General features: G+C 36.2%; 18 protein-coding genes and 1 pseudogene. 16 read left to right on the forward strand and 3 right to left on the reverse strand.

Going from position 1 to position 15,518, the window contains the following annotated elements; all coding sequences use genetic code 11:
- The first annotated feature begins 1 nt into the window (after position 1).
- From KH400_RS12900 to KH400_RS12920, 5 genes are all read left to right on the forward strand, one after another.
- Positions 2 to 463 (forward strand): hypothetical protein, encoded by a 462-nt coding sequence (locus tag KH400_RS12900; RefSeq protein WP_217225122.1) that lies wholly within the window; start codon positions 2 to 4, stop codon positions 461 to 463.
- 108 nt (positions 464 to 571) lie between these two features.
- A complete protein-coding gene (locus KH400_RS12905; RefSeq protein ID WP_312889164.1) occupies positions 572 to 1,057 on the forward strand; it encodes a CBO0543 family protein in 486 nt (161 codons plus the stop codon).
- Between the two features lie 173 nt (positions 1,058 to 1,230).
- Positions 1,231 to 1,389, forward strand: coding sequence for a hypothetical protein (locus tag KH400_RS12910; RefSeq protein WP_217225193.1), 159 nt, complete (start codon positions 1,231 to 1,233; stop codon positions 1,387 to 1,389).
- Between the two features lie 71 nt (positions 1,390 to 1,460).
- Entirely contained in the window at positions 1,461 to 1,712 is a 252-nt protein-coding gene (locus KH400_RS26410; protein WP_217225124.1) for a DUF3953 domain-containing protein, read from the forward strand.
- 53 nt (positions 1,713 to 1,765) lie between these two features.
- On the forward strand, positions 1,766 to 2,224 hold the full coding sequence (locus KH400_RS12920; protein WP_217225126.1) for a hypothetical protein: 459 nt from the start codon (positions 1,766 to 1,768) through the stop codon (positions 2,222 to 2,224).
- 176 nt (positions 2,225 to 2,400) lie between these two features.
- On the opposite strand, the gene KH400_RS12925 is transcribed toward KH400_RS12920, so the two are convergent.
- Complete coding sequence (locus KH400_RS12925) at positions 2,401 to 3,939, reverse strand: hypothetical protein (protein ID WP_217225128.1); 1,539 nt, start codon at positions 3,937 to 3,939, stop codon at positions 2,401 to 2,403.
- A 360-nt stretch (positions 3,940 to 4,299) separates the two neighbouring features.
- On the opposite strand from KH400_RS12925, the gene KH400_RS12930 reads away from it, so the two are divergent.
- The 4 genes from KH400_RS12930 (at position 4,300) to KH400_RS12945 (ending at position 7,127) form a co-directional block, all read left to right on the forward strand.
- Positions 4,300 to 4,827 (forward strand): GNAT family N-acetyltransferase, encoded by a 528-nt coding sequence (locus KH400_RS12930; RefSeq protein WP_312889165.1) that lies wholly within the window; start codon positions 4,300 to 4,302, stop codon positions 4,825 to 4,827.
- Between the two features lie 195 nt (positions 4,828 to 5,022).
- Entirely contained in the window at positions 5,023 to 5,787 is a 765-nt protein-coding gene (locus KH400_RS12935) for a putative hydro-lyase (RefSeq protein ID WP_217225132.1), read from the forward strand.
- 512 nt (positions 5,788 to 6,299) lie between these two features.
- Positions 6,300 to 6,539 (forward strand): YczI family protein, encoded by a 240-nt coding sequence (locus KH400_RS12940; protein ID WP_217225133.1) that lies wholly within the window; start codon positions 6,300 to 6,302, stop codon positions 6,537 to 6,539.
- A gap of 72 nt (positions 6,540 to 6,611) precedes the next feature.
- Positions 6,612 to 7,127 (forward strand): hypothetical protein, encoded by a 516-nt coding sequence (locus KH400_RS12945; RefSeq protein ID WP_217225134.1) that lies wholly within the window; start codon positions 6,612 to 6,614, stop codon positions 7,125 to 7,127.
- Positions 7,128 to 7,551: 424 nt separating this feature from the next.
- On the opposite strand, the gene KH400_RS12950 is transcribed toward KH400_RS12945, so the two are convergent.
- On the reverse strand, positions 7,552 to 8,448 hold the full coding sequence (locus KH400_RS12950; protein WP_217225135.1) for a macrolide 2'-phosphotransferase: 897 nt from the start codon (positions 8,446 to 8,448) through the stop codon (positions 7,552 to 7,554).
- A 796-nt stretch (positions 8,449 to 9,244) separates the two neighbouring features.
- On the opposite strand from KH400_RS12950, the gene KH400_RS12955 reads away from it, so the two are divergent.
- From KH400_RS12955 to KH400_RS12980, 6 genes and pseudogenes are all read left to right on the forward strand, one after another.
- Positions 9,245 to 9,505: a hypothetical protein gene (locus tag KH400_RS12955; RefSeq protein ID WP_217225136.1), complete on the forward strand. Its 261-nt coding sequence runs from the start codon at positions 9,245 to 9,247 to the stop codon at positions 9,503 to 9,505.
- Positions 9,502 to 9,741, forward strand: a complete 240-nt coding sequence (locus KH400_RS12960; protein ID WP_217225137.1) for a hypothetical protein — start codon at positions 9,502 to 9,504, stop codon at positions 9,739 to 9,741. Before KH400_RS12955 ends, KH400_RS12960 begins: the two co-directional genes overlap by 4 nt.
- A gap of 92 nt (positions 9,742 to 9,833) precedes the next feature.
- Positions 9,834 to 10,319, forward strand: a complete 486-nt coding sequence (locus KH400_RS12965) for a hypothetical protein (protein ID WP_217225138.1) — start codon at positions 9,834 to 9,836, stop codon at positions 10,317 to 10,319.
- Between the two features lie 93 nt (positions 10,320 to 10,412).
- The gene (locus KH400_RS12970; RefSeq protein WP_217225140.1) at positions 10,413 to 10,829 is read left to right on the forward strand and encodes a YhfM domain-containing protein; all 417 of its coding nucleotides are present in this window, start codon (positions 10,413 to 10,415) and stop codon (positions 10,827 to 10,829) included.
- A 175-nt stretch (positions 10,830 to 11,004) separates the two neighbouring features.
- Positions 11,005 to 11,703 (forward strand): annotated as a pseudogene (locus KH400_RS12975) (GyrI-like domain-containing protein); the annotation flags it as partial.
- 357 nt (positions 11,704 to 12,060) lie between these two features.
- Positions 12,061 to 12,411, forward strand: coding sequence for a YmaF family protein (locus KH400_RS12980; RefSeq protein WP_217225187.1), 351 nt, complete (start codon positions 12,061 to 12,063; stop codon positions 12,409 to 12,411).
- A 1,072-nt stretch (positions 12,412 to 13,483) separates the two neighbouring features.
- Here the strand turns inward: KH400_RS12980 and KH400_RS12985 are convergent.
- Positions 13,484 to 14,896: a PQQ-dependent sugar dehydrogenase gene (locus KH400_RS12985; RefSeq protein ID WP_217225142.1), complete on the reverse strand. Its 1,413-nt coding sequence runs from the start codon at positions 14,894 to 14,896 to the stop codon at positions 13,484 to 13,486.
- Between the two features lie 343 nt (positions 14,897 to 15,239).
- Between KH400_RS12985 and KH400_RS12990 the strand changes: the two genes are divergently transcribed.
- Positions 15,240 to 15,518 carry a hypothetical protein gene (locus KH400_RS12990; RefSeq protein WP_217225144.1) on the forward strand — a complete coding sequence of 93 codons (279 nt, stop codon included), beginning with the start codon at positions 15,240 to 15,242 and terminating at the stop codon, positions 15,516 to 15,518.

Genomic DNA, 15,518 nt, shown 5'->3' on the forward strand with positions numbered 1-15,518 from the left:
AATGCAAATCTTTTCTACCTTTGAGCACTCAACGTATCTGGAGCTAGCTATCACGTCATTGGAAAAAATAGGAGTAAAAAAAGAGCATATCCTTGCTGTCCCACTTATCAACCGGGTCGAAGAAAGAAGGCTATTTGATACGCTTCACCGTGCAGATGGGATTAGCCTATTTGATAAAGGTGCAGCCATTGGGACTGCCTTTTCTGTTATTGGAGCAAGTGTTGGGTTTGTATTAGAGTGGGGGCCAATTTATTGGGGGTTAATCGGTGCTGCAAGTGGATTTATGATTGGATTTATCATCGATTACATCATTTTTAAAATGATTCATAAAAGGAAGAAAGTGGTTAGGGGAAAAAAGTCAGAGGTTGTTTTAGTGGTTGAGTGTCCCAATGAATTGGTGGAGAAAGTAGAAGAGGTTCTATGGGAACACCTCGCATTGGGTGTGGCCAAAGTTGGCTCATAGTATGGGTTATGAACGGATGCTAGCCTTCCGTACTTTAAAGAAACCAAGAAGCATGACAAATAAAATTTCCATAAGTAGCACATCCTAACAGCAAAAGGGGGTGCCTGTATGATGAAGAGAAATAAAATTGATAAGGGTATTTTAGGAAGCCTTCTTGCTTTTGGATTCGTGTTGTTACCAATTATGCTGAGGAAACCACCAATAAAAGATTGGCTGTTGGTCTTTCTCTGGAACGCAGTTACCAATGGAATCATTGATAAGGTGGTTGTTTCTTACAATACAGTAAAGTATCCTGTCCGACTACTGCCTAAAATGTTTAAAACAAATATTTTGTTTGATTTTTTATTATATCCTGTTGTAACGATTATTTATAATCAGCTAACAGAAAAAGACAAGCCATTGGTGATCTTTTTAAAGCTATTTTATTTCACAATTCCTATGATTTTGATTGAACTTTATGCTGAACGAAAAACAGGTTTAATCAAATTTAAGCGGGGATGGAGATGGTATCATTCTTTTATTAGTCTAAACATTAAATCTTTATTAACTAGGCTATGGATTGGATGGGTAAGGAAACTAGCTGAAAGGCAGTAAAATAAAACGGTTTAATTTTATTATGATCGAGCATCACTCGAGTACTAATGGTGAAAGGCAATCCTTTTGAGAGCAGGGATTGTCTTTTTTCTTATTGTGGTTATGTTGTAGACTTCAGTCAGTTTCATTCAACTTGTGGTAGAATGTGGGTAATCGTTAGTGAGAAGGGGAAGATGATGGTTAAGATAGTTGATCTGATTAAAAATATGTTCTTAGATTTATTGTCAATGGGGAAAGGTTTTGTGTACGGGTTTGTGATGGTTGGGCTGTTTATCGTGATTTGTGGAGCTTTACTATACGCGATTCTGTATCTTAAAAATGTAATCTTTTAACGAATAGAAAGAAGTAATTTCCATCGTTGCTCCTTTTATAAGCAAATAAATAGGAAAACATTCAAAATGAAGTGGGGCTCGTTGATGAAAATATAAGAGTTGTTTTAGCAGTGATAGTAGTTATATTATCAGTGTATAGTTTAATAACGGGTGAATATGGAATCATGCCTTATACTCAATTACTTTTAGGGCTCATGCTTTTAGTTATAGGAATTATAGAAATACAAGAGAAACGAAAAGGAACTGCTTTTACTTCTTTCGTTTCTTCTGGGTTTGTATTCGTTGTCAATATAACTATTCTATTAACCGATGTGGTTGGTTAAGTAAAATAGGTGATTGGATTTTTGTACGTTTTTCACTAAAGGAGATAGCTGAAATGAAGAGAAAGTTTATGCAGATGACCTTTTTGGTGTTGATCGTTTTTCTTTTAAGTGCGTGTGGTCGTACGGAGACATTTCAGCATATTGAAGTTTTTGTAACTGAAACATCAGAACAAAACGATGAGGGTTATTATGAGACAACTGGCTTTAAGAAGGTAAATGTGATCACTACGATTGAAGAAGGAAACAATCATATAGCAACCGATATCAAAGCCATTGAGGATTTTTATGATTTAGATGGTAGGTATATTAAAACGGAAATCATCCATTCTGAATTTAACAGGTCTAAGGTGACGAATGTAGAAGATGGAGATGAACGAAAAGAAGAACTTCAAGAACCGTCAACGATCCTACTACCAGATGAGACGGTTGATCATTTTCAATTGGAAAATATGACAGAGGAAGAAGAGGAAAAAGTTAAAAATCATGTGCTATCTTTTATGAATAAGCTTTAATTAAGCTTCACTAATCGGTGCGATGAAGGACAAAGTAGTCGAGAATCCCAAGGGAAAAGTCCTTCATAAAAATAGACAAACTATTTTTATTGGGGATAGTCGCACCTTCAACTAACTAAAATGAAAGAAGGTGTGTAAAAAGAGAAAAATCATCTTTCTACACACCTTTGGCTACTTTATATAGTAAATAAAGAGTAAATGACACCGAGTATACCGATAAGAGTTAAAATGTAAACCGGCTTTACTGGCATTTCACCATTATTTTCCATCGCCTTACCATACATAAAGAAGACGAGTGGATGAACAAGGAATGGCATTGAGAATATGAACGGAATCAATAAGGCAGCATCAGCACCGAACATGCCACCTTGAATCGCTGCAAATAGACCAAAATGGGAAATCGCTGATGTTTGCGTCATCGCCGCATACTCGATCGACATCGCACTTAAACTCAATAACGATAACCCGCCGAATACGGCACATATTTGCCAACCGAATGAAAACTGCATTAAAGCTTTAACTTCTTTACGGTCGTCACCATTAGCTTGTCTTAAATTTTTAAGCGCTAAAATGGTTAAAATAACTCCAATAGCTACGATCAATGTAGATGGACCGACCCATATGGCACCACGTTCGGCACTAATGGCAAGGACTGAGAATACAAAGATATGGCCAAAAAATGGGATGTTAATCATGATTGGTGCACGTTGAGCTGCGGTTTTCCCGAAGTCTCCTGCTGTACAAGCACCTGTTAACCCTGAATGTGACAATGCACCTGCCATACCAGGGGCTAGGTTCCTAGTATTCGCTGTCTTGGCAAAATACATAAGGAGTGCGATTCCACCAAACATCCATAAAAGTTGACCGAAAAATCCGTAGGCTAATACGGCATTCATACCAGAAATTGTAAAAGCATCGCCGATTCTCGAACCACCAATCATGAAGTTAGCAGCTAACACAATCGGAATACCGGCAAATAATAAGGCACGAATCGTTGGTCCAAACGTCCAATTGTAACAAATCGCCCCTAATCCAGCTGCAATCATCATCGCAAAGAAAATTTGTGGTAATGCAATGATTGAGCTCATCCAAGTGGCAATATGGTATGAAATTATTAAGACACCGACAATTCCTACGATTTCAATAAGTCCTTTTCTAATATACAAATGTTTATTGGATATCTTGGCTTTATTATCAATTAAAATAATAGCTCCAACAAGACCAATATAGGCAATGAGCGGGTAATACCTACTGAATAAATCACCGGAATCAGTTCCTAAAATTAAGCGGGCTAATCCTTCAATACCAAGTAAAAGGAAGAAAGATCGAATAATAAACACAAATTGTGTTCTGCTCGTTCCTAAAACGGTTTCTTCGTCTGAAGGCGCGACGATATCGTCGACTTCCAGGTTCTTATTTCCAAGGATCTTCCGCAGTTCTTGTCCACCAACAAAGAAAGATACGGTTAATGCTATAATCGTTGTGTTTGCGACCAAATCAACAAATGGGAATTCAACAAGCCCAGGTGTTGCAACACCACTACTTACTAACACATATCCCATCGTAAGCCCAAAGATCACAATGATTAGAATTGGTGAATACCTCGTACCTGCAACAATTGTTCTAGAGATGAGGACCATTGGGATTAAAAAGAATAATAAGATCCAAAATTGATTAAGTAATTGTAAATGTGTAATTTGTTCGATAATATCCATTGATGTTCTCCTTAACTTTAGTCAATGTAAGCTAAATTATATTAGCCTAATTTGTAGTGTTCGTAAATATGTGTAAGCGTAAACATGAAATTGTTGTAATAATTAATTTTTGAATTGGGAAATAAAAGGGTTATGAAGCGAGGTCGTTTGGCCTTAAGTTACATGTTTTCTGTAGCTTTAAAAGGAAGTGACGATCGTATAATTATGTTATAGTTAAGCACAGATGATCCTTGAGAGGGTGTTTTGATGAGTAAAAGATTAGTGTTAGCTGAAAAGTCTTCGGTCGGAAGAGATTTGGCCAGAGTCAGCCCCTATATGATGCAATAAATGTGGTTATAACCTTGATATAGAACTATAGAGGTGGTTTGTTTGAAGATTAGAAAAGCAAGTGAAGAAGATATTAAATCAATAGCTAGGGTTTATGTTGATGGTTGGAGGACGACTTATCAAGGTTTAGTACCAGACGATTATTTGGATAGGTTATCGTATGAAGGGGCCGAGCAAAGGTGGCTTGACTTTTTAAATCACGAAAGTGAACCATTTATTTATGTTGCAATGAATGATGCGGGAATGGTTGTTGGATTTGCATCAGGTAAAAGCATTGATGACGAAAATTTTGACGGAGAGTTGTACGCCCTTTATCTGTTACAAGAATGTAGAGGGTTAGGTATTGGGAGACAACTAGTTTCAGCTATTGCCAAGCACTTTTTAGAAAAAGGCATTTCTTCAATGATCGTGTGGGTAATGGAACGAAATAAATCAGGGCTTGGTTTTTATGAACGGATGGGGGGGAAAGAATACCTTCGTAGGAAGAGTGAGTTTGGAGAAATAGTAGTAGAAGACGTTGCTTATGGCTGGGAAAATGTCTCAGTATTATGTACGGGATAAGGATAGGAGTGGACCTATGTACGTACTAAATACTGATGGAGAAATAATAGATTGATAATTAGTGTTTTGAAAAGCGGATTAGTTATGAAAGTAACGGGGGAAAATCCTTCAGGAGCAGGGGTTGTCTAGTATGATGACGCTAACATTGTTCTTCCCAATATGGATCAGAAATTCAATTAACTAGGATGTGAGAGTATGAAACCGTATGAACTAAGAGAATTAATTAGAAACGAAGAGTTCGTAAAAAGCACGACAGGTGCTTGTAACGATTTTGCTCAAGCGAACTTAGTGATTCTTCCGAAAGAATATGCCTTTGACTTTCTGCTATATACACAGCGTAATCACAAAGCTTGTCCGGTAATTGATGTGTTAGAAGCTGGGCAAATCGAATCTCGTCTAGCTAAAGGCTCGGATATTCGCACAGATATTCCGCTCTATTACATTTATGAGGATGGTCAATTCGTAGAAGAAATGACCGATATCACTCGTATTTGGCAGGATGATTTTGTATCCTTCTTGCTCGGCTGTAGCTTCACATTTGAAAGTGCACTAATCAAAGAAGGAATACCGCTCCGTCATATTGATGAAAATAAAAATGTCGCAATGTACCGAACAAATATCGCGACTGAACCAGCCGGACAGTTTAGCGGACCATTGGTTGTATCCATGAGACCGGTCAAAAATAACCAAGTCGAACGAGCCAAGGCGATAACCTCGCGTTTTCCTAACATGCACGGTGCACCTGTTCATGTCGGTGATCCAGCAGTTATTGGGATTGAAGACATTAGTAGCCCTGATTACGGTGAATTTGTCGAGGTGAAAGAAGATGAAACGCCAGTATTCTGGGCCTGCGGCGTAACCCCGCAAGCCGCTGCTGTTAATACAAAAATCCCAAGAATCATCACACACGCTCCTGGTCATATGTTTGTGACAGACAAAAAGAACGAAGACTTTCAATAACGAGTAATGTCCACGATTGATGACCTAAGCTTTTCAAACGGAAATAAATAGAATTCCATGTCTGTAAATCATACGTCATGCAGTTAGTTCTATATCGATGTATTGAGGTGATCACGGATCATACATTATAGAGGCTGTCACTGCGTTCCAATGGTGAACGGCAACCCTTTTGAGAGTAGGGGGTTGCCTTTTTTCTATTGTGGTAATGTCATAGACTTTAGTAAGCCACATTCAACTTATGGTAGAATGTGGGTAATCGTATAGTGAGAAGGGGAAGATGATGGTTAAGATAGTTGATCTGATTAAAAATATGTTCTTAGATTTATTGTCAATGGGTAAAGGTTTTGTGTATGGCTTTGTAATGGTTGGGCTGTTTATCGTGATTTGTGGAGCCTTACTATACGGGATTCTGTATCTTAAAAATATATTCTTTTAATGAATAGAAAGAAGCAATTTCCGTGGCAGTTCCTTTAGCAAAAGTGAAAACATCCATTATGAAAGGGGGGGGATTAATGAAAATATTAAGAGTTATTTTAGCAATGATAGTAGTTATATTATCAGCTTATAGTTTAATAACGGGTGAATATGGAATCATGCCTTATACACAATTACTCTTAGGGCTCATGCTTTTCGTTATAGGGATTGTTGAAATAGAAGGGAAGCGAAAAGGAACTGCTTTTATTTCTTTCATTTCTTCTGGATTTGTATTAGTTGTCAGCATAAATATCTTATTAACCGGTTTGGTCAATTAAGTAAAGTTGCATAGAGTTTGAGAAGTTGATTGACCTTTTTAGTACGTTTTTTTACTAAAGGAGATAGCAGAAATGAAAAGAAAGTTTAAGCGGATCCATTTGTTGGTGTTTATGGTTTTATCCATAATGATTGCGGGCTGTTCCAGTAATGAAGATGTAATGACAAAAGCAGTGGAAGAGTTAGAATATGATGTACTTGTTCCGAGCTATATACCAGCTGAATTCGAATTAGAACAAGTTATCTATGAAGGTGACTTATTTCTTCTAACTTATTCAAATGCTGATAACACTTCGTATGTTGAAATCAGTCAACGACAATATGCAAGGGCCTTACATTCAGAACGATTATTAGAATATACCGAAAAGGGTGTAGATCCTTATGAAGCAAATCCTGACTTATCGTATCAAATGATTGATAACTTTGTTGGAGAATATAAGCTTAATGATCATGTAAATGGATTAAACTTAAGCTATGAGTTTATTCCAGCAATTCCAAAAACCGAAATTGACTGGTATCCATTTTATAGGATTGTATCAGTAGGAATAGATGAGGAAGAATTTCAAAAAGTAATTAAATCATTGGAGTGAAATTTATTAAAATAGGAGCGGTAGCATACGTTACCGCTTTTGGTGTGGATGCGAGTGGCGTACAAGATGAAGGACAAAAGGTGCCCGGATCTGAGTGGAAATAGTCTTCATAAGGGAGATGAAGGACAAAAAGGGGTGAGAATTGCAGTGGAAAGTCCTTCATAAAGGCGATGAAGGACAAAGTAGGCGGAAATCGCAGTGGAAATGTCCTTCATAAGGCCGATGAAGGACAGGTGATGGTATAACTGGTTTTAACCGTGGGTGTCTCGAAATCAACTAATAAGCACAGAGTTAACAGATGTAGTGCGAAAATTGCTCGGTAACTTTGGATCAAAGAATCTTGATAGAATAGGGGGCAGTAGAAGTGTCCCTAAAAAGGAGAGGACTGATCGCCAGTCCTTTGCTTAACGACCAGTCCGTTTCATTACATGTCACTTGCAAGCATGTGTGCAGCAGTGTCATGCATCTCTTCTAGGCCTGAAATTTCAGCGTATTCAGCTACGGTGATGCCCCTTGTTGTTAGAAGTTCCACAATATGCTCATCCATTCTTGACCATGTTTTTCCACCGGCATTGTCATAAGCGTCGATTAATTTAGATAGTCCATCTTTTCCAAAAAGGAGGTGATGTGACATGAAATCGACAGACACATCAGCAATCCCGACTTCTGTCCAGTCAATGAGACCAGTTACTTGATGATTTTGATTAATGAGGATATGACCTGGATGTAGGTCACCGTGTTTTACCCCTACATGGGAGGGCCAAAGGGACTCTTCGGCTAGCCATGCTTGCCAGCGATCCCATAAAGTTGGATTGACATTGTAACGAATTTTTACGCGTTCCATTCGCTGTTTCATGGAAGTCCTTAAGTCACTAGCACGAAGAATTTCAACACCGCTAGGTTTGAATTCATCGTGGGGTAATGAGTGTAAGTCTGCTAGTGCTTTTCCTAATGACTGATAATACGCTGATGGCACATTGGTTTCATCAAAACTCCATACATAGTTATGTTGCTCCACGTCAATCGTCGCCGCAGGCACACCGCTTAGTTGCTTATAAGCAATGAAATCTTCAGAGAAGATCGACCAATCCGGAACCTGAAAGCTAGCATGGTGACCAATGATATCTAACGCTTTTTTCTCTTGTTGAGCATGTCTCATTGACTCTGGTCTCCGTGGAATTCTTAGTATCCATTTATCGTCGTTCTGATCTTTGGCGTAGGCTACTTGAAAGTCAACGCCAGATTCATTGATTGTGATCGTGTTTTCTACAATGTCCAATCCTTTGTTCATTGCTAATTGTTTAAGTTTAAGTGTATTCATCTTTATTTCCTCCGAGGATTCATTTTTTCAATAAATATAGTTGATTCTTTTTTCTTGTATCTCATAACGATGATCTGCCACACGTTTGACAAACTCACGGTTATGGCTTACCAATAAACCGTTTCCTTCATAATGGAATAGAAATGTTTCAAGTGCTTTCATGTTATGGAGATTTAAAAACTTCTATATCTTTCAATTCCAAAACTAGTTTTTCCATTTTTACACTTCCTTTATCACAGAATGTAAAGGAATGTAATCATAAAAAAACACAGACAGGCTACTGTCTGTGGTAAGAGTAAACGAGGTATAACAGTATGAGCGAAAAAGGCATACGAAAAAAAGACAGATGGGTATCTGCCTTTCTTCACGTAAAAAGTGTATACTTCCCCGTAGAAGATTATTAAAAATGTACAGACTACTCCCGTTTACTCTGCTTTATGATAACAGAGCCTTTGAACATATGAAGTTACTTATTGTTCAAAGTTTGCTGGCGTAGTCTTCCTGATGGCATCATTTTTAATAACCCTCCTTTTCGTAATATAGTATCTACTATACATTTACTTGTTAATCATTGTCAATAAAATATACTGAGAAAACAGCGTCATGTGCTGGTAGTATAAGGGGGTAAAGATACTGCGCACTTAAATGATATTTTGGTTCTAACTTTGTGAAAGAATTTAATTAAAGTGGATGTAGCAGGGGTGTTGATGGAGATATTTTCCATAAAATAACCAATCCCAAATAAAAAATATGTTATGGTTGATTAGTTAAATTATTCTTAGGAGGTAATTTTGATTTGAGGAATCTATCACTATTATCAGTATTGGTTTTTATAACATTATTATTTTTGAGTGGATGCGCTACAAGTAGTATGGATTTGCACAGTACAAGAGAAGAAGCAATTAGTTATGGATTAGAACAAGAAAGTTCAGAAAGTATAGGAGATGCAAATTTATTATCCGTTGAAGGTTACAAAGGTGAAACTTTAGTATTCTTTGAACTTAATCGTGCTTTAGGTGTTGCGAGTATTTCAGAAGAAAAGAATGGTTTGAAATGAATAAAAAGCTGTATTATGCAATTATAATTCCATTGATAATAATAGGATTTATTTTTCTAGAAATAAGAACTTATGTTCTTTTGTTCTTGATTTTAATTGGAGGTTATTCTGGATGGAAAGATTATAGGCGAAAACTTAAAAAAGCAGAAGGAGAAGAGGAAATACGACAGGCTATTGTTCCATTAATTCTTTTAATTATTTTCATAGTTTTATTTATTGTTTCATTTTTTCTTTAATTAAACGGAGTGGTTTAGTTTAGGGATTTATACAATGGGACAGTTCTTTTTGTTATTAAAGTAACGTAGTGGGTGAGTTAAGGTGAAAATTTATGAGGGTGGTGATTTATTTGAGAATGCTAGTAATAGGGTTATTATTGTTATCAGTGATAACAGGTTGTAAAAATACAACAGAGGAAGAAATGTTAGAGCATTTAGTTTCTTCGCATTCTGATTTTTATATGCTGTATGCCGTACCTGAAAAGGATAAAGAGTATTTAGAATGGCAAGAAATTCAAGATTATTATAATGTAAACTTTAATCAATTATTAAGTAAAGATAGTTTAGATACGCTTTTATATGGTACATATATTTGGTTAGTTCCAGGAGAATATCCTGGAACTGAATCTTATACATACATTGAAACTCTTGAACTTAACGAATTTCCAGCGTTTGTTATTTTTGATTCAGAGCAGTTAGTCTTGAAGTCATCAAACATTGAAGAGGTAGACGAATTCCTGTCAAAAAGAGAGTTAACTCCTGGAATAAAGCTACGAAAAGAACAACAAATTGATTACCACAGGCCAAAAACAGAGTAATACATTATTATGCTGTGAAGGAGCGAAACAGAAAAAGTAGTTGAACGGAGCTGCCTCATCTTGTGCTATTTATAAATATATGGGGGTTAATTTATGAAGAAAATATATCGGCTGTTTATTTTAGCTTTAGTCCTAAGTGCTTGCCAATCTGTCCACGATGAAATGATCATTTTAGATGATGTAAAAAAAATCTCCATTTCTGAATCTGGAGGTTATGGAGGTATACATGACAATTATTTTATGACCAGCAGCGATAAGAAAGTAATTTCTCATTTTGAAGAGGTTATGAAAAGAGCAAGGGGTGTACAACATGATGTAGATGTATCTAATGACAAACCTGACTTTGACATATTAGTTAATTATGAAAACGGTGAAAGACACCTCTTACACCTTATCCTTGGAGACGAAGGACAAGAGAGTATTTTTATGTATGTCGGATACGAAAAAAATGGGTTTTATGTTTCTCCTGAAGCTACAAAAGTATTAAAGGATAGCTTAGAACTTCAATAAACGGAGAGCATTTCTTCAATATGATGTGCCTTTTGAATATATTCAACACCAGCAGTGTATTAATATAAATAGTAGTGGGATGATGAATTGGAAGTTACAAATAGTAGAAATGAATTGTCTGTAAGAGCCAAAGATGGAATTGGATTTTTATTATCTCCTGTGTTCATTTGGTCAATCATTACAATTTTTTGAGCTTACAAATAGTAATATAAAAATTATTGATCTTGCGGTTAAATATCGATACAATTCACCGAACGCATTTACTAGAGCTTTTCAAAATGTACATGGTATCACCCCGTCAGAAGCGAGAAACAATGGACAGCCATTAAAAGCATATCCACTAATGACCTTCTAATTATCAATTAGAGGAGGAAATGAAATGAATTACCGAATCGAACAAAAAGAAGCATTTAACATTGTTGGTATCATGAAACGAGTTCCCATTGTTTTTGAAGGAGAAAACCCGGAAATCGCAGCGATGTGGCAATCTTTGACAGTGGGGAAGATAGAGCAATTGCAAAAACTCTCTAATGTTGAACCTAACGGGATGATTCAAGCATCGACAAACTTTTCTGAAGGACGTATGGAAGAAAAAGGAGAGTTGGATCAGTATATCGGAGTGGCAACAACACGAGAGGCCCCTGAAAGCTTTTCACAACTTGAAGTTCCTGCCTTAACATGGGCGATATTCGAATCAAATGGACCATTTCCTAACAACCTACAAGAAACTTGGGGACGGATTTATTCGGAGTGGTTCCCATCTTCCAACTATCAAGTGACTGAAGGACCTGAAATTTTGTCGATTAAAAGTAACGATTTGACATCTCCAACAGTGAAAAGTGAAATTTGGATTCCAGTGTTGAAAATAAAATAACATTCTCATGGAGCTGTTTTTATTTAACGGTTTAAGCTCTCGATAAAACGATATATAAATTCCTGTTAAATCAAATGGACCACACTTTTTCAATGAAATGGTGTGATCCTTTTTATCATTATCCTAAGCTTTAGTTAAGTGGATGTTATCGATAGAAAGAAAGCCACCTGTATTTCACACATTTATGAAATACAGGTGGCTTTCTGTTAATGAGTAGTGTAAACCTCAATAATTAGGTATCTATTTACACTTCTCTATGTACATGAACCCACTCTTTTTTTCTCTATTGCTCATAAGATACAGGAGTAAATAGAAAGGGTGATTGAAAAAGTGACAAATATACCTGTAACAGGATTTATGTATCATTCTGATGATGGTAGTTCAGAACACTCGCATAATCTATATATAAATACATGGGATGGGAGGGCTGTTCATAACCATGAATTCAGAGGAGTAACGTCTTTTGATGTAGGACATGATCATCGTTATGTAGGAACAACAGAACCAGCACCAAGCGGAGTTCAACATACTCATCGTTATTTTACTTTTACATCCTTTGATGCAGAACACAGACATGTTATTCGTGGAACAACAGGACCAGCGATTCCTCTACCTGAGGGAGGCCACTACCATGAATTTAGTGGAGTAACTACAGTTAATGGTGAAACACCACATAGACATAGATATAGTGGTAGAACTAGTTTATAGAAAATGAAGGATGTATCGTTATTCTTCAAGAATTTTATGCATTTCACTTAGGGATAGTATAGAAGCAATAATCAGAAAAAACATGCCTTGATACTGTATAGTCAAACACTTTTATTAAGGGAGGTATTTTTCATTACACAGGATAGTGATGTTTGGATTATTAATAATAGGTCCACCTCAATAAATGGTAAATATAATGTACGGAAAACATATAATATAAACCATTTAGAATGAGGTGGAAAAGTGTATTTTTTTAAACCTATTTCTGATGAGGTTCGTTTATATCAAATAATATTCAAGAAACATAAAAAAACGATGAAGCTCATATTAGGGTCTATTTTTGCCTGTATTGCCGCTATTCTACAAGCTGTTGGTGGCTTTTACCAGGTATAGGATATTTTTTTAGTTCGCTTACCACTGCACCTATTCTGTTATGTTCCATGTTTTCTATTCCATTTGGAGTAAAGGTCTATTTTCTGACCATTATGTTGTTATTCATCCTACAGCCAACTGAACTAATTGTATTTCCTTTTACAACAGGATTGTTAGGACTTGGAATTGGAGCATCTTTTTACTTTTTCAGGAAGAGATTAAGTATTATTGCTACTGGTACAATTATTTTGATGTTAGGAATAATGAGTTTAATATTTATTTTTCACTTTCCAATTCTAGGTCCAGCCGTCTCCGATCCCTTTTCATTTCTTACAATTATAAGTATCTTTTTATTTGCTTTCCTTTATAGCTGGCTATGGGTTGAAATTGCTCTAATCATTTTTAAAAGAATAAAAATGATTTTGGTGATCCTCTAAAACAGCCCAGTCTCAAGAAATTCACCCGTTTCCCAAGTGATTACAAGATCCCCAAGTCGGTGAAGCGCCTATATAAAGGTTTACTGGAAACAGCTCGGAAACTTGTGTAAAACAATATTTTGGTGAAATCAAGGTGTTCAACATTTAATTCCTAGAAAAATAAACGACCAAGTGAGCCTGATTCCTCCCTTGGTTGTTTATTAGATTAAATATAATCGATGAAAGAGATGTATCAAGGTTAAGTAGAATTGTATAGTAATGATTCATGGAACTATTTCAAAAACAGTGCCTTGGTTAAAATCAGTCACATTCATAGACCCATAAACCCCTAAATATAGTCTGGATTGCCCCAGATTCGTTCCCAAACTAGCATAAAAAGCTGATTGAGACCCAAAATCATAATCGGTTTGAATCACACTAAAGTCATTTTGTTTGCCACCTGGTCTCACCCTGGTATAAGCTAAAGTCCCTCTCCCCTGAGGTTGAGAATCCCTCCGGACAAAATCAGTAAACACAACACTTCCTGTTAAACTAGGAATTGTATTCCCCATATAAGGCTGAATTCCTGTAAGTGCAGTTCCTCCAAACTTATTCGGTCGGGTATCTTTATGAAAATAGCTAGTTAAAGGCTGAAGACGACTCCCTGACAGTGCGACTGATTCATTGTAATAAGCAATTGATATCTCATCCAAAGACGGATTATTAGTACAACCTCTTATGGTCGAAGTAGGAAAACAACCTTCCCATCCTCGCCAGCCAAAGTTAATAAATCCTTCTTGGTCAGGCTTAGAATACATTAAAGAAGCTTGAATAAGCTGTGTAACCGGTATGGGTTTATAATGAACAAATGAAAAAATCGACTCCACCAAATCCTGTCCGACATTTCCCGCATATTTAATATACTGGTTATTAAACCTTTGAAATGAAATGCCTGGTATATTGCGAACTCCTTTAGCAATTACTGTAAGCATTTCCTGAATAGGTGCAGGAAGTTCATTAAAACGTGTGACGATGGGTGGATTATTGATAAATGAATTCTTAACTACATCAATTTCAATTATTTTACCGGCGATTTCCATATCATCCTGGCTTAAATTAAATGGATCATAGCCTGATCCACCATCTCCGGTTGTTAAAACAAGTTTTCCTGTTTCAGGTGAAAAGTTTAAGCTATTGACACCATTATGATTAAAAAATGGTCTTCTTAAATTAAGTAATGTCCGCCGTTTTTGAGGTAGACCATTCGATTGTAAAATCCATTCTTCAACTGTATCTATATGATCATATTGAATTTCTCTATTTATCCATTTTAGGTTTAAGGTTCTGGGATCACACGGATCGGGCTTAAAAAATTCAGGAAGAGCACCTGGACCTTGTGTTCCAGCTACTGAATAATGAAGATAAAACAGACCATTTAAATAAAATTCGGGATGAAACGCTAGCCCTAGCAACCCCCGTTCATCATATCCGCCACCGGAAGCACCTAGTTTTATGACTCGTGGGCGAATATCTAAAAAAGTCCTTATATCTCCGTTTCCAATGTAATAAATTTCTCCTACCTGGGTTGCAATAAATAATCTTTCAATTGAGTCACCTGGTAGTATAGTTGTTTTCAAAACAGTGGGTAAATTTATCTTACTTACAATGGGCCGTAAACTAACCTTAACTTCTTTCAAATAACTTACACCTCTTCTTATCTTCTTATTGTTTTCTTTTATAAGAATATGATTAGAGAAGTTCTATAAGTACCAAAATAGGGCCGGGGAAGCTCGCATTCCGCCCTTACTAGAAGAAGATATAGATGATAAAATTTTAATAAATGATCTGAATTGAATTAACAAATACATAATATAAGGAAATAAATACGTAAGAACGATTTAACGCTTGTTTAACGAATGGGGGCAAGAGTAGAAAACCTCTATGGGGAACGCTGCTCTTTTTAATTATTAAATTAAACGAACAGAAAACTTGAAAAGCCATCAGCAATCATTTCAAATTAGCAGTAAATTGGAGGCAATAATGAAAATTAAGTTAATAACTTTACAATACATACTACTAACTCTATCTGCCCCACTTCTTATTTTTTCAGTAATATATAGCTTTCAAATAGGAATTTATATTGGTTTATTTTTTGCAATCGGGTCATTAATTTTAAATTATATTCGATTAGGAAAAAACACTTATTTATTAGGACACCCAGACCGACATTATGATAAAGGGAATTCCCACGATTATGATGGAATTATGGAAGAATCATATGAAGAGGGTAGGAAAAATAAAGATAAGGAAAATCCGTAA

This window comes from Desertibacillus haloalkaliphilus (assembly GCF_019039105.1).
GTDB classification, from domain to species: Bacteria; Bacillota; Bacilli; order Bacillales; family KJ1-10-99; genus Desertibacillus; species Desertibacillus haloalkaliphilus.